Annotated in this window: 13 protein-coding genes; 8 read left to right on the top strand and 5 right to left on the bottom strand. The window is 55.7% G+C overall.

Going from position 1 to position 13,142, the window contains the following annotated elements; translation table 11 throughout:
* Window positions 1-64: 64 nt before the first annotated feature.
* Window positions 65-847 carry a hypothetical protein gene (locus ORL50_RS05480; RefSeq protein ID WP_266010858.1) on the top strand — a complete coding sequence of 261 codons (783 nt, stop codon included), beginning with the start codon at window positions 65-67 and terminating at the stop codon, window positions 845-847.
* A 65-nt stretch (window positions 848-912) separates the two neighbouring features.
* Complete coding sequence (locus ORL50_RS05475) at window positions 913-1,614, top strand: hypothetical protein (RefSeq protein WP_266010856.1); 702 nt, start codon at window positions 913-915, stop codon at window positions 1,612-1,614.
* Window positions 1,615-1,718: 104 nt separating this feature from the next.
* On the opposite strand, the gene ORL50_RS05470 is transcribed toward ORL50_RS05475, so the two are convergent.
* Window positions 1,719-2,249 (bottom strand): ferritin-like domain-containing protein, encoded by a 531-nt coding sequence (locus tag ORL50_RS05470; protein ID WP_266010854.1) that lies wholly within the window; start codon window positions 2,247-2,249, stop codon window positions 1,719-1,721.
* 281 nt (window positions 2,250-2,530) lie between these two features.
* On the opposite strand from ORL50_RS05470, the gene ORL50_RS05465 reads away from it, so the two are divergent.
* Complete coding sequence (locus ORL50_RS05465) at window positions 2,531-3,421, top strand: esterase/lipase family protein (protein WP_266010852.1); 891 nt, start codon at window positions 2,531-2,533, stop codon at window positions 3,419-3,421.
* Window positions 3,422-3,527: 106 nt separating this feature from the next.
* Here ORL50_RS05465 and ORL50_RS05460 read toward each other — a convergent pair whose 3' ends face one another.
* Entirely contained in the window at window positions 3,528-4,415 is an 888-nt protein-coding gene (locus ORL50_RS05460) for a DMT family transporter (RefSeq protein ID WP_266011454.1), read from the bottom strand.
* Window positions 4,416-4,595: 180 nt separating this feature from the next.
* On the opposite strand from ORL50_RS05460, the gene ORL50_RS05455 reads away from it, so the two are divergent.
* Together ORL50_RS05455 and ORL50_RS05450 are read left to right on the top strand one after the other, a co-directional pair.
* Window positions 4,596-4,904 (top strand): PsiF family protein, encoded by a 309-nt coding sequence (locus ORL50_RS05455; protein ID WP_266010850.1) that lies wholly within the window; start codon window positions 4,596-4,598, stop codon window positions 4,902-4,904.
* 203 nt (window positions 4,905-5,107) lie between these two features.
* A complete protein-coding gene (locus ORL50_RS05450; RefSeq protein ID WP_266010848.1) occupies window positions 5,108-6,121 on the top strand; it encodes an AI-2E family transporter in 1,014 nt (337 codons plus the stop codon).
* Between the two features lie 102 nt (window positions 6,122-6,223).
* Here the strand turns inward: ORL50_RS05450 and ORL50_RS05445 are convergent, their stop codons facing one another.
* Entirely contained in the window at window positions 6,224-7,498 is a 1,275-nt protein-coding gene (locus tag ORL50_RS05445; RefSeq protein WP_266010846.1) for an Hsp70 family protein, read from the bottom strand.
* A 195-nt stretch (window positions 7,499-7,693) separates the two neighbouring features.
* Between ORL50_RS05445 and ORL50_RS05440 the strand changes: the two genes are divergently transcribed.
* Both ORL50_RS05440 and ORL50_RS05435 read left to right on the top strand, forming a co-directional pair.
* Window positions 7,694-8,641: a DnaJ C-terminal domain-containing protein gene (locus ORL50_RS05440; protein ID WP_266010844.1), complete on the top strand. Its 948-nt coding sequence runs from the start codon at window positions 7,694-7,696 to the stop codon at window positions 8,639-8,641.
* A gap of 23 nt (window positions 8,642-8,664) precedes the next feature.
* Window positions 8,665-8,970 (top strand): chaperone modulator CbpM, encoded by a 306-nt coding sequence (locus ORL50_RS05435; RefSeq protein ID WP_266010842.1) that lies wholly within the window; start codon window positions 8,665-8,667, stop codon window positions 8,968-8,970.
* Window positions 8,971-9,108: 138 nt separating this feature from the next.
* Here ORL50_RS05435 and ORL50_RS05430 read toward each other — a convergent pair whose 3' ends face one another.
* On the bottom strand, window positions 9,109-9,852 hold the full coding sequence (locus tag ORL50_RS05430) for an RHS repeat-associated core domain-containing protein (protein ID WP_266010840.1): 744 nt from the start codon (window positions 9,850-9,852) through the stop codon (window positions 9,109-9,111).
* Between the two features lie 713 nt (window positions 9,853-10,565).
* On the opposite strand from ORL50_RS05430, the gene ORL50_RS05425 reads away from it, so the two are divergent.
* Complete coding sequence (locus tag ORL50_RS05425) at window positions 10,566-11,786, top strand: hypothetical protein (protein WP_266010838.1); 1,221 nt, start codon at window positions 10,566-10,568, stop codon at window positions 11,784-11,786.
* Window positions 11,787-11,848: 62 nt separating this feature from the next.
* Here ORL50_RS05425 and ORL50_RS05420 read toward each other — a convergent pair whose 3' ends face one another.
* On the bottom strand, window positions 11,849-12,985 hold the full coding sequence (locus ORL50_RS05420; RefSeq protein WP_266010836.1) for a sensor histidine kinase: 1,137 nt from the start codon (window positions 12,983-12,985) through the stop codon (window positions 11,849-11,851).
* Between the last annotated feature and the right edge of the window lie 157 nt (window positions 12,986-13,142).

The raw sequence follows: 13,142 nt of genomic DNA, 5'->3' as shown, positions 1-13,142 counted from the left end.
TGGTAAATTGCATTCTCAGCCAAATGGCTGCTCTAAATAAACCCATATGGATATGGAATTTTATATGAATGATTTAGTACCGAGCATGGAAGAGAGTCGGGTTTTTTTTGGTAACGCCGAACTCACACCATTAATTGTCACTTCTAAAAATATCAGGTCGTTCGCAGCAGGGGGCGATTTGACAGTCGATAAATCTGATCTTCTGGTTGGCGAGAGTGTCCCGACTGCAATTGGTTTTACCGATAATCTCGATGAAGATAAAAAACAGGCAGCTGCTGACAGCATTCATTTCGCTGAGCGTTACGCTGATACTTATTCAGATAAGAACAGCAAGCCCATTGAGTGGCATGGAAAATATGCCATTGCTTTGAAGCATTGTGGCTGGACACTAACCAACCACAAATATCAGGATCAGGTGAGCAAGCAGACTACCATCACGATGGATGCAATTGTTCTGGATATCGTAAAAGCAACTGCCGGAAGAAATGCGCCAGCGTTGACAAATCTGCTGAAAGGGGCCTTTAACAAAATCCAAAGCGATGGAGAGCTTGTGACTTTGTTCGATAAAAATAGCTCGAATGGGGGGGACAAGGATTTCAGGCTTGTGCCCTGCCTGCAAACGCCTGGCGGAACAGCGATCGCTACGCTAGTTGCAGTTGATTGTGAACTTTCTACATCCCAAGGCGGAGCGTGGTTTTGGAAGTGGAATTTGTCCAATTTGAGAATGAAACGAGTTGCGACTGTCATGGAGCTAAACATGGCCCAGCATGAGCGCAGGAAAGATCAGATTATTGAATTGCTTGACGTGAACTCGGATGAGTTCTTTAAAGGTGTAAAACTGAAGTAAGTATATTTTTGATCCGGGTGTGCGGCAAGCCGCCTGGATCTAACTTTTCAAGAAGGGAATAGGCTATGGACAAGGATGTCGTTTTATCAGTGGCAGGTAATTTGTGTTGCGTTTCACTAGATATTCCTGAGGAATGGAGACGGGATGTAGTTGATTCCATGTTGTTTGCAAGACTGTATGCTGATTCAAATGCTGATAGGTTTTCCGCGTCGCAAGAGTGGTATAAATGTCAAAGTGATGCAATGAGCCAACTAAAATGGGGCGTATCCAGTAATAAGTCTTCTACCTTTCAACCCAGCGAAAATTCTTCATTTTTGTTGAAGAGTCTTATTGAAGACAAAATGGGATTGAGCGCTCTCGCCAACAGCCCTTTGGCAAAACAGTTACAACATCTCTTCCGCAGTGTTCAGCAGGTGGAGGGAGAACAGATAGTCGCGTCATTGCCTGATATATATTCGCTGGTACACCGTAGGGACACCGGGATCTCGACTATCTCTACCGTTGTTGCGCAAGTCAGTCTGGTAGGGAAAGGGCCTGTTTTATATACGGCCTTTGTTAGTTTTAAAACTACTGAAGAAGTGCGTACTGATTTTTTTAGTCAGAAGTTTTCAGGTGAGTTGGTTTTGGGTGAGGTTGTTATTATAGTCGCGCAGCTGGTGTTGAACAAAGCACGTTACGAACAGTTCCGGATACGAGAGAAAGTTATTAGCAGTCTTCCTGAGGCAGAGGGTCATTTGGTACTTTTATCTCCTGGCGCGGAGGAGTAGCGCATTTGTTCCAGATATCATAAAAATTGTTTTATTGAAGGCTGCTTAGGTGTAAGTTCCAGCGCCTTTTCGCCGTCAACTCGAAGGCGAAAAGGCTGTCGCAATCAAAGGTCGTTCAAAATGTCCGCCATATCATCCGCATGCTCTTCCTCTTGAGCCAAAATATCTTCAAAAATTCGACGGGTTGTCGGATCCTTTTCGCCAATGTACTGAATGATTTCACGATAACTATCTATCGCAATTCGCTCAGCTACCAGATCTTCATACACCATCTCTTTCAGCGAATTACCGGCGACATACTGCGCATGGGAGTTTTTCGACAACAAGTCTGGATTAAATTCCGGCTCACCGCCCAATTGCACAATGCGTTCAGCCAGCCTGTCGGCGTGCTGGCCCTCCTGTTTCGCGTGTTCAAGAAACTCCTCGGCGGCTACGTGGGCTTTCAGGCCGTTGGCCATGAAGTAGTGGCGCTTGTAGCGCAACACGCAGACCAACTCGGTGGCCAGCGACTCGTTGAGCAGCCGCAGTACTTCGTCGAGGTCGGCACTGTAGCTTTCAGTGACTGCGCCGTTTTCGACATTTTGCCGGGCGCGGGCTCGGAGGGTGGTTACATCAGACAAATGCATGTCGCTCATCTCGTTCTCCTGGAGGCTAATCCGGTTGGCGTCACGGCTCTGGGGGACGTGATCGCTACTTAAAGTGTGAGTAATGAGCGCGCTGAAAAGTTTTATGCAATTTTCGGCTGTCCGTCAGGTGCGCTCAGGCCGTACTCGTTGCTAGTCATGGCAGGCGTTTGCGGCGAGGAACAGGGTGGATGGACTTGACGCTGCGTCGAGTTGTCATCTGTAGTGATGATGCTTGGCTGATGTCTTGCATCGCGCTTGACCAACCTCCGTCCCTACAAGGAAGTCCGCCCATGTCGCAAGGTACAGCCCCGCGCTACCCACTGGTGCTGGTCCCGGGAATGCTCGGGTTTGTCCGGTTGCTGCTCTATCCCTACTGGTACGGAATCATTGCGGCGTTGCGCCGCGGTGGTGCGACGGTGTTCGCGGTGCAGGTCTCGCCCCTGAACTCCAGCGAAGTCCGCGGCGAGCAATTGCTGGCGCGTATCGATGAGATTTTGCGGGAAACCGGGGCCGAGAAGGTCAACCTCATAGGCCACAGCCAAGGTTCGCTGACCGCGCGCTATGCCGCTGCCATGCGTCCAGACCGAGTGGCGTCCGTGACTTCCGTGGCGGGCCCCAATCATGGCTCTGAGCTGGCGGACTACCTGGAGAAGCACTATCCGGCGGACAGTGCCAAAGGGCGCCTGCTTAGCGTGTTGCTGCGCTTGATCGGCGCATTGATGAGCCTGCTCGAAACCGGCTATCGCGGACCGAAGTTGCCGGTGGATATCCCCGCTTCCCACCAATCACTGACCACTGCTGGCGTGGCGCTGTTCAATCAACGCTTTCCCCAGGGCTTACCGCTGACCTGGGGTGGACAGGGGCCGGAACTGGTAAATGGAGTGCGCTACTACTCGTGGTCGGGCACCTTGCAACCGGGCAAGACCGATCGCGGACGCAATCTGATTGACGGGACAAACCGCAGTTGCCGGTTGTTCGCCAGGACCTTTGTCCGGGAAGCCGGGCATTGCGACGGAATGGTTGGTCGCTACAGTTCACACCTGGGCACGGTGATTGGCGACGAGTATCCGCTGGATCACTTCGATATCGTCAATCAGTCGCTGGGGCTGGTGGGCAAAGGCGCCGAACCGATCCGCCTGTTCGTTGAACACGCGGCGCGGTTGCAGGCTGCCGGGGTTTAGATTTGGAACCGCGTCATCATTCATCGCGGGCCAGCCTTGCTCCCACAAAGTTGCAGCCCTGCCAGAGCCCACTGTGGGAGCAAGGCTCGCCCGCGATGGCGCCAGCTCAGGCCACACTGGCCTTGCGGCCCAACACCATAGTCCATCGCTCGGAAAGTACGACGCCGCCCAGCGTCAATACCCCACCTACCAGGTGGTACAGCGCCAGTTGTTCATGCAACACCACGGCGGCAATCAGCGCGGTGATTAACGGCAACAGATTGAAGAACAGCGTAGTCCGGCTTGGCCCCAGACGCACCACGGCCTGCATCCACGCCAACGGTGCCACCATCGATGCCAGCAGGCAGGCGTACAGCACCAGCGGGATATTGTGCAAAGTCAGGCCGGTTTTCGGCGAGGCGACGAACAGCGGGAACAGTACGACTATCGCGACCAGCACCTGCAAGTACAGCAACACCAGCGGTGGCAGGCGCAGTTGCCACTTCTTCAGCAGCGTGCTGTAGATCGCGTAAGCCAGGGTGGCGACCAGCATCATCGCATCACCCAGGTTCACTCCGTGCTCCAGCAATACCCCGAGACTGCCGGAAGACACGACCACCAGCACTCCGGCAAACGACAGTAGGGCTCCTGCCAGTGCCCCCGCCGTCAGGCGCTGACCCAGGCTTATTATCGCCATGGCCAGCGACATCAACGGCATCAAAGACAGGATGATGCCCATGTTGGTCGCCGAGGTCAGGGTTGCGGCGAAGTACGCCAGGCTCTGATAGACCGCCATGCCCAACACGCCAAGGACGAAAATCCGCCCCAAATTCGGGCGAATCGACGGCCAATGGGCGATTACCGGTTTAAGCATGAATGGAGTGAACAGCACGCCGGCCAGCAGCCAGCGGTAGAAGCCGATCTCGGCCGGAAATATCGCCCCGACGGCGAGTTTGTTGATCACGGTGTTACCGGCCCAGATAAAGATCGCGAGCAGGGGGTAGGCGTATTGCATCAGGAACAACCAGAACATTAATGAGGGCCGATTATCCCCGTCTGCGCCGCGTAGATCCATGTCAGCGAGCGCAATGGGCGGAATCGACGTGATCTCGGGAAAGCAGGAAGGTGTAACAGGTGTTGTCTACACTCCAGCACAAGGCCGCGTTCCTCCGTGCGGCGACCAGGAGAAAACTCCATGAAGATGTTGCGTGCCCCCCTGTTGGTGATCGGCTTGCTGCTCTGTTCCCAGGGCTTCGCCGCTACGGCTCAACAAAACAAAATGACCACCTGCAACGCCGACGCTACGGCCAAGAGCTTGAAGGGGGATGAGCGCAAGACCTTCATGAGCACCTGCCTGAAGGCGGCGCCTGCGGCCAATGATGAGGGCAAGGTGCTGACCCCGCAGCAGGAGAAAATGAAAACCTGCAACGCTACGGCGGCCACCCAGGCGTTGAAGGGTGATGCGCGCAAAGCATTCATGAGCGAATGTTTGAAGAAAAAATAGTGGTGTTGTTAGTAGTGGCCTCATCGAGCAGGCTCACTCCTACATCGAGCTGTGTTCGCAGGAGTGAGCCCGCGCGATGATGGCCACTCAAGCAACACCTGCCCCTCAAGCCCCCGACAAAGGTCGACCCACACATTCCCTAGTGCTGAGTTCGGAACGCTGGCAGACTGCCAATCCTTTTACGCCGTTCGTTTTGAGGCTGTATGCCAACGTTTTCTCAACGCCAAGTCTTGCTGGTCATCAGTTGGGTCATCATCTTTGGTGGTTTGCTGCTGGTGATCCCGCTGCGGCTGTTACCTAGCCTGCTGGCCGGATTATTGGTGTTCGAACTGGTCAACATGCTCACCCCGCAACTGCAGCGGCTGATCGAAGGTCGGCGCGCGCGCTGGCTGGCGGTGGCGCTGCTGGGTGCGCTGGTGGTCAGTGTGCTGGCATTGATCTTCGCTGGAGCGATCAGCTTCCTGTTGCACGAGGCGGAAAACCCCGGCGCCTCTCTCGACAAGTTCATGGGCGTGGTTGACCGAGCCCGCGGGCAGTTGCCACCCTTCATTGATGCCTATCTGCCTGCCAGTGCCGCAGAATTCCGGGTAGCCATCGGTGAGTGGATGAGCAAGCACCTGAGTGATTTGCAACTGGTGGGCAAGGATGCGGCGCACATGTTCGTGACGTTGCTGATCGGTATGGTGCTGGGGGCGATCATCGCCTTGCAGCGGGTGCCGGACCTGACCAAACGCAAGCCGCTGGCAGCGGCACTGTTTGATCGCCTGCACCTGCTGGTGCAGGCATTTCGCAATATCGTCTTCGCCCAGATCAAAATTTCCCTGCTCAACACCTTCTTTACCGGGATTTTTCTCGCGGTGGTGCTGCCGATGTTCGGCATCAAGCTGCCGTTGACCAAAACCTTGATCGTCCTCACCTTCCTGCTGGGCTTGTTGCCAGTGATTGGCAACCTGATGTCCAACACCCTGATCACCATCGTCGGCTTGTCGCTTTCAATCTGGGTGGCGGTGGCGGCACTGGGGTATTTGATTGTTATCCACAAGCTCGAATACTTCCTCAATGCACGCATCGTCGGCGGGCAGATCAGCGCCAAGTCATGGGAGTTGCTGTTGGCAATGCTGGTGTTCGAGGCCGCATTCGGCCTGCCGGGGGTCGTGGCGGGGCCGATTTATTATGCGTACCTGAAGAGTGAGTTGAAGCAGGTGGGGATGGTTTGATCAGCAGATGTCTATTGCCTGGTTTGCCGCCATCGCGAGCAGGCTCACTCCTACAGGGCGCGCTGATTACCTGTAGGAGTGAGCCTGCTACGGTCTCTCTGATCAGTCCATGCTGCCGTAACGCTTGCTGGCCTCAATCGCCAACCCGCTACCAATACTGCCAAAGATGTTCCCTTCCACGTGCCGCGCGTTCGGCAGCATGTCCGACACGCTGTTGCGCAGCGCTGGAATTCCACTCGAACCACCGGTGAAGAACACCGTGTCCACCTGATCAACCCGCACATTGGCGTCGTTGAGCATCTGGGTCACGCTGTTGCGCACGCGTTCCAGCAGCGCGTCGATGGCGGACTCGAACAGTGCCCTGGTCAATTCAACGCTCAGGCCCGGTTCGATGCGGTCCAGTGGTACGTGACGTTGATCGGCGTGGGTCAGCTGGATCTTGGTTTCTTCCACTTCCATGGCCAGCCAATGCCCGGCGCGCTGGTCGATCAGCTTGAACAGGCGATCGATGCCGCCGGTGTCCTCGATGTCGTAACGCATGCTGCCCAGGGCCAGTGTCGACTTTTGCGAGTACACCGAGTTGATGGTGTGCCAGGTTGCCAGGTTCATGTGGTGACTGGTGGGCATGTATGCACCGCTCTTCATCCGGCTGCCATAACCAAACAGTGGCATCAGGCCCTGCAGGCTGAGCTGCTTGTCGAAGTCGGTGCCGCCGATGTGCACGCCGCCCGTTGCGAGAATGTCATCGTGGCGGTTGTCATTATGCCGACGGTCCGGCGACAGGCGTACCAACGAGAAGTCCGAAGTACCACCGCCGATGTCGACGATCAGCACCAGCTCTTCTTTTTCGATGGTCGACTCATAGTCGAACGCGGCGGCAATCGGTTCGTACTGGAACGACACATCCTTGAAGCCGATGGCTCGCGCCACGTCGACCAGGGTGTTTTCCGCTTCCTGGTCGGCCATTTCATCGTCATCGACGAAAAACACCGGACGGCCCAGCACCACTTCCTCGAATTCCCGGCCCGAAGCGGTTTCAGCGCGCTTTTTCAACTGGCCGATGAACAGCCCGAGCAGGTCCTTGAACGGCATCGCGGTACCGAGGACGCTGGTGTCATGCTTGATCAGCTTGGAACCCAGCAGGCTCTTGAGCGAGCGCATCAACCGGCCTTCATAGCCTTCCAGGTACTCATGCAGCGCCAGCCGGCCGTATACCGGACGGCGTTCTTCCATATTGAAGAAGACCACCGACGGCAGGGTGATCTTGTCGTCCTCCAGCGCGATCAGCGTTTCCATGCCGGGCCGTATCCAGCCGACGGTGGAGTTGGACGTGCCGAAGTCGATACCACAGGCACGAGCTGGAGATGCGTTTTTCATGTCTTTCGAGTTCCGGTTAAAAAACGGCCGCGCAGTGTATGCCACTGCGGCACAGATTCGAAGGCCGACTATCCGCTAAATCGAAGCGAATAGCGCCTTGAAAGACTATCCTTCGCCCCAAACTTGTCTGCATCGAGCCTGGCGGCGCATGCTGCAGGTGGCAGAACGAATTTGATAACGGATGGTGATCCTTAGATGGACTTCAAAGACTATTACAAGATTCTCGGTGTGGAGCCGACAGCGGACGACAAGGCCATCAAGGCGGCCTATCGCAAGCTGGCGCGCAAATACCACCCCGACGTCAGTAAGGAAAAGGACGCCGAGGCTAAATTCAAGGACGCCTCGGAAGCCTATGAGGCGCTGAAAGGCGCCGACAAGCGCGCCGAGTACGACGACTTGCGCAAATACGGCCAGCACGGCCAGCCGTTCCAGGGCCCGCCAGGTTGGCAGGGGCGCGGTGGCGGCGGCTTTGGTGGTGGTCAGGATACGGGCGATTTTTCGGACTTCTTCAGTTCGATCTTCGGCAACCGTGGTCCGGGTTTTGGTGGTGCACAGCCGGGCCGCAGCGCCGGGCGTCGAGGGCAAGACGTGGAAATGGAATTACCGGTTTTTCTCGAAGAAACCCTCTCGAACGAATCGAAGAAGGTCAGCTTCCAGGTGCCGCAGTACAACGCTGCCGGCCAGCACGTCAGCAACACCAGCAAAAGCCTGAACGTGAAGATCCCCGCCGGGGTGACCGACGGCGAGCGCATTCGACTCAAGGGCCAGGGCGCGCCGGGTGTAGGTGGCGGTGCCAATGGCGACCTGTACCTGATCATTCGTTTTGCCCCGCATCCGAAATACGACGTCGAGGGCGAAAACCTGATCATCACGCTGCCTCTGGCACCGTGGGAGCTGGCGCTGGGAACCGAAGTCGCGGTGCCGACCCTCACCGGCAAGATCAACCTCAAGGTCCCGGCCGGCAGTCAGAACGGCCAGCGTATGCGCGCCAAGGGCCATGGCCTGTTGAACAAGGCCGGCGAACGCGGCTACCTGTTCATCCAGCTCAAGGCCGTAATGCCCAAAGCCGATAGCGACGAGGTCAAGGCGCTGTGGCAGGAACTGGCAGACAAAGCTGCGTTCAACCCAAGAGAGAACTTCTGATTCACCAGACGGAGTAGCCCATCATGAGCAACCCCCTGATCGTTCATCTGGACCTGGCTGAGTTCTGCGAAGCGACCGATTTGTCGGACGTCTACGTGATCGAGATCGTCGAGCACGGCATCCTCGAACCTCAGGGTTCAGTGCCCAAGGATTGGCGCTTCAATGACTACGAACTCGCCCTGGCCAAACGCGCCGCCAAGCTGCGGCGCGACCTGGAGCTTGAATGGGAAGGGGTGGCGCTGGCGCTGGAGCTGCTGGAGGAGGTCCAGCAGCTGAGGGCGGAGAACCGGATGTTGAAACAGCGGTTGGGGCGGTTGGTGGTGGAGTGAGCTCATCCAAGCGCGATAGTTTAAATGGCATTTGCAGGGATGTAGTTCATCTTGGTGAATTCCCACGATGCCCAGGTGTTTACAGCTCACTTGGGCACCTAATCGTGCAGATTCGTAAAAGAAATTGCTTGGTGGCAACTATGACAACGATCGGATCAAATCCCTCAACGATGCTATAAATTCTTCGCGAGCCGAATTCATCTGCTGAACAATCTCATCTGTTTCTTGAGGTAAACTTGGTTGAGGTGCACTTACGTTGTGTCTGCGCGCTAACTCGGGCCATTGACGTACGATATTGTCAATCTGGTTCTCGGATGGAGTGGCTGTCCAATCTTTCGGATTGTAGAAGGGTCGTTGTATTGTTGGCGGCTTCGGTGTAGTGGATGCCAATCCATACAAAGCCGATGCTTGATCTGAAACGTGCACTACCTTCCCCGTGAGCTTCGGAAGAATCCGACGGGGTACTGGTCGCGCGGTAATTGCGTTAAGAGTCAAATTCATCAGTTTGTTGATCACCCTGAAATGGCCCGACGGATCAGCGCCCATCACAGGTTCCCCATCGCAATACATATACGCATTCAACCCCCCCTCCCCAAACGGACTCCAACTGTCCGGGCTATGAAAGCGCATCAATATCGGATTGTAGGCGCGATAACCGTTGCCCAGTAAATACCATCCACTGCCCATTTCCCGAAGTTCACCGTTGAATCCCAGGTGCTTTGCTGGTTTCTGCGTCGCTGCCTGGTGACCATAAGCGGCATAGACGATGGCGTTGTTTCTGCCAGCTGCAAGCTCGGCGACGATCGAATTTTTGCTGTCTGTGGCCAGCAGCGAGGTGTGCGCCTGAGCTGATGGTGTTGGTTTATCGGATGAGCCTGGCATGGGTGGCTGTCCTTGATGAAAAGGGTGACTTAATTAAGCTCCCAGCTTGAAGGTTTTTTCGCGTGTCGGTAACTAGCAGAACTGATAGTGACGAGGGATATGCTGGCCTTGACTGTGTCTCCTGCACTGCCGCGGTATCCTGAGTCAGATGCGAAATTTACTCGCCGAATAACGCGAAACAATCATTCGATAAAATTCTCAGCTGACGTGCCTTGGGGGCAGGTATGTTGCTGAGTGGCTGTGCGCCTTAGTGCGGATAGATCACAACTTCCACTACTGGCAATGACGCCGAGAGCCCCCAGGATGCCGTTCACGATTCCGGATTGGGGCGCAATTCAAGGATGAAAACCATGTCACCCAAACCGCCTGTTTCAGGCAAGAAAGGCACGGGCCCGGGCGATGCAAGCTCCCGTCCGACACAGCCACCCCGCGATTCTGCAGCGCGTCCGCCTGAACCTCATGTCGACTCAATACCGTCAACCGGGGCGAATCCGCGAGACCCTGCTATACCGCGCCGAACATCCGGGAGTGGCGAGTCAGGTGCAACACCGCAGGCACCGGCAATTTCGACCAGCGAAATACCTGCAGGATCTGTTTCGGAGTCGGGACGCGCGCCTCGAACGCTGCAACATTACCTAATCACCCCTCGTGCCCCACTTCCTGAGCCTGATGCCCAAGGATTCAGGACGCTGAACGGGCGGCGGTTTGTTGATGTGCGCGATGGAATCGTGCCTGTCGGAACGGATCCGCAAACAGCTCAGCTTAGGGCCAAACTGCTCAGTGAGCTGACACCTTCCGGCCCGGTGCTGGTGCGCGATTCTGAACTGAAACTCTGGTTTGCGGTGGACGCCGCCGGCCCCAGCCACTTTCGGTTGGCCGCACCCCGCACGGACTCGTCTTTGGCCATGAGCGCGGCGCCGCCCCTGCGAGTGTCCGCTGCGCAAGCAATAGAGTTCGATGGCGGACATTATTTTATTGCCAGTTTTCCTGACGCTGGTGACGGACAACACTACCTGTTGAGAATTATCAATCCGGATAATTCGCCCGAACTGCTCAGCAGTGGAATCATTGCCGGACCGGATAAGGATGGCATCTGGCGTCGCAAAAATGTCCTCGATGAATATATGTCCGAATTGTCTGATGATGAATTCCATCTGGCATCAGAATCGATGCCGCTGAAGCCCTTTACCTCGGCGGAACTGGAATCCATGCGACGTGAAGATCCTTACTTGTCCCGAAACAATCAACTGGGAACCTATAATCGCGCAAACAACGGAAAGTACCCACTCAGGGATCTGCGAGGTAGACCGGTACGCATTCGGACGCTTGAGACGAAAGTCACACTTGCGAATGGTCATCACTACACTTCGGAACCGATCAAGCCTTATATTAAATTTGGCGGGTATGAAGATGTCGCCAGACTCTACGAAGAAAAACTGGAGTTGCGCCTGTTTACCGATAAAGATGTACAGGTGCCCGGTGAAAGGGCCTTGGTAGGCCAATTCATGGTGGTTGCCAATAAGCGCATTACCGAGGGTGAAATCGTTGGTGTTTACGGCGGAACACTTCGCCTGATCAGTTACCTTGATGCTGACGAGAGCACGTTCTCCATGCTCGCAGGTTTCAGCACGACGTACGGGGAAGGAAGGTTCGAGCAAGAACCGATCGTCGTCGTGGGAGACACTATCATTTCCCGAATCAATACCAATTTCGAATACGACGCTGCCGGGAAGCCGATACGCCAGGCGGCTGCCGGCTACAACGTTGATAACATTTCGTTCAAATGTGGAGCTGACCTGCAATTGGGCGACAAATTGGTCAGGAGGCAATACAGCTTGAATGCAATGTTTGCGACTGCTGATATCCCCGCGGGTACGGAATTACGCTTGAATTACCGATATTCAGAAAATCAAATCGCACGCAAATTTCCATAAGGGCCTTGCCTCAAGGAAGGGACTTATCCACTCAGTTGAGGACACCCTGTGTCCCGGCGCAGCTAAGCAGCTGACGCGTTTTTAGGTAAGGTCACCGTAAACAACGTGCCATCAGCCTCGCTCGACGTTACCTCGATCGTGCCCTGATGGGCGTTGACCACTTCCTTGACGATAAACAACCCCAGGCCAAGGCTGGTGGAGGGCTGACCAAGTTCTTCGTCGGAGCTACGAACAAGCGGGTCGAAGATCGTGCCGAGCGCGTCTTCGGGAATTGGCGTTCCGTAGTTGTGCACCGTGAGGCGAACCGTGTCGGCTTCGCCGCTGAGGGTGACAGTGACATCCTGTTTGATCGAACCATGTTGCAGCGCGTTGCCAATCAGATTTTGCAGCAGCTGACTCAGGCGTGCACCATCCCAGAGTCCTCGCGTGTCGCCCCGTATCGTTAACTTCGGATCGCACTCCGGGTTACCGGCGCAGGCTTCGGCGATCGCAGTGTGTGCCGTATCGGCCAGATCCATCGCCGCGCGCTCGATCGGCAGGCTCTTGCCCAGGCGACTGCGTACCAGTTCCAGCAGATCACTGACCATCACGGCCATGTGCCGGGCACCGCGCTTGATATTGTTGGCACAGGCCAGCGCATCACCCTCCAGCGTTGCCTTGCGCATTAACATCTCCGTGGACATGCTCACCGCCTGCAAAGGCGCCCGCAGGTCATGCCCAAGTATTGCCAGGAAGATATCCCGTGAGCGGTTGACCTGCTCGGCATACGCCGCCGTTGACTCCGCGAGCGCCTCATCAATGGCTTCATTGAAGCGGATCATGTCCTGGAAGTAAGCAACGTCCGGAGAATCCAGGCTCTCGACCCACAGGCGTATGACGCAAGCGCGCAGGTGCCGGAATTCACTGGTCATCTGCACCAGGTCAAATCCGACGGTGTGCCGCAACTCGCCATGACTGGCACCGGCCCGATCGAGGCTGGGAGTCTTTTCGTGGCCGTCACCCTTGGCCTTGGCCATTTGTTCGCTGGCACTTTGCGCGGTGGTCATATCCCGCGCCGCAGCCAGCAGGATGACCTTTGCATGATCGCGCAAAGCGACGCTATCCATATGCTCCGCTGCGGGGGTGATGCTTCTGGCGAACTCCTCCCATTCATCGACGATGCGGTCTACGTGATGCCTGATGAATTCGGGTAGGCGCATGGCCGGTGACCTTAAGGGGCTGGAAATTTCATGAATTGTGGCGCATTCGGGCGCCGTTGTCGTTGTTCAAAAGCGGTATGCCTAAGTGCTCGCTTCGTTGATTGTTTCGCGATGGGTAGTATTTAGTTGTTGTTCACGACAGTTATTCCGAAGTGTT

Origin of the sequence: Pseudomonas sp. RIT-562, assembly GCF_026241895.1 — a bacterium.
GTDB lineage: Bacteria > Pseudomonadota > Gammaproteobacteria > Pseudomonadales > Pseudomonadaceae > Aquipseudomonas > Aquipseudomonas mandelii_F.
Note: the sequence above shows the minus strand (reverse complement) of the source record. Positions and strands in the feature narration are given on the sequence as shown.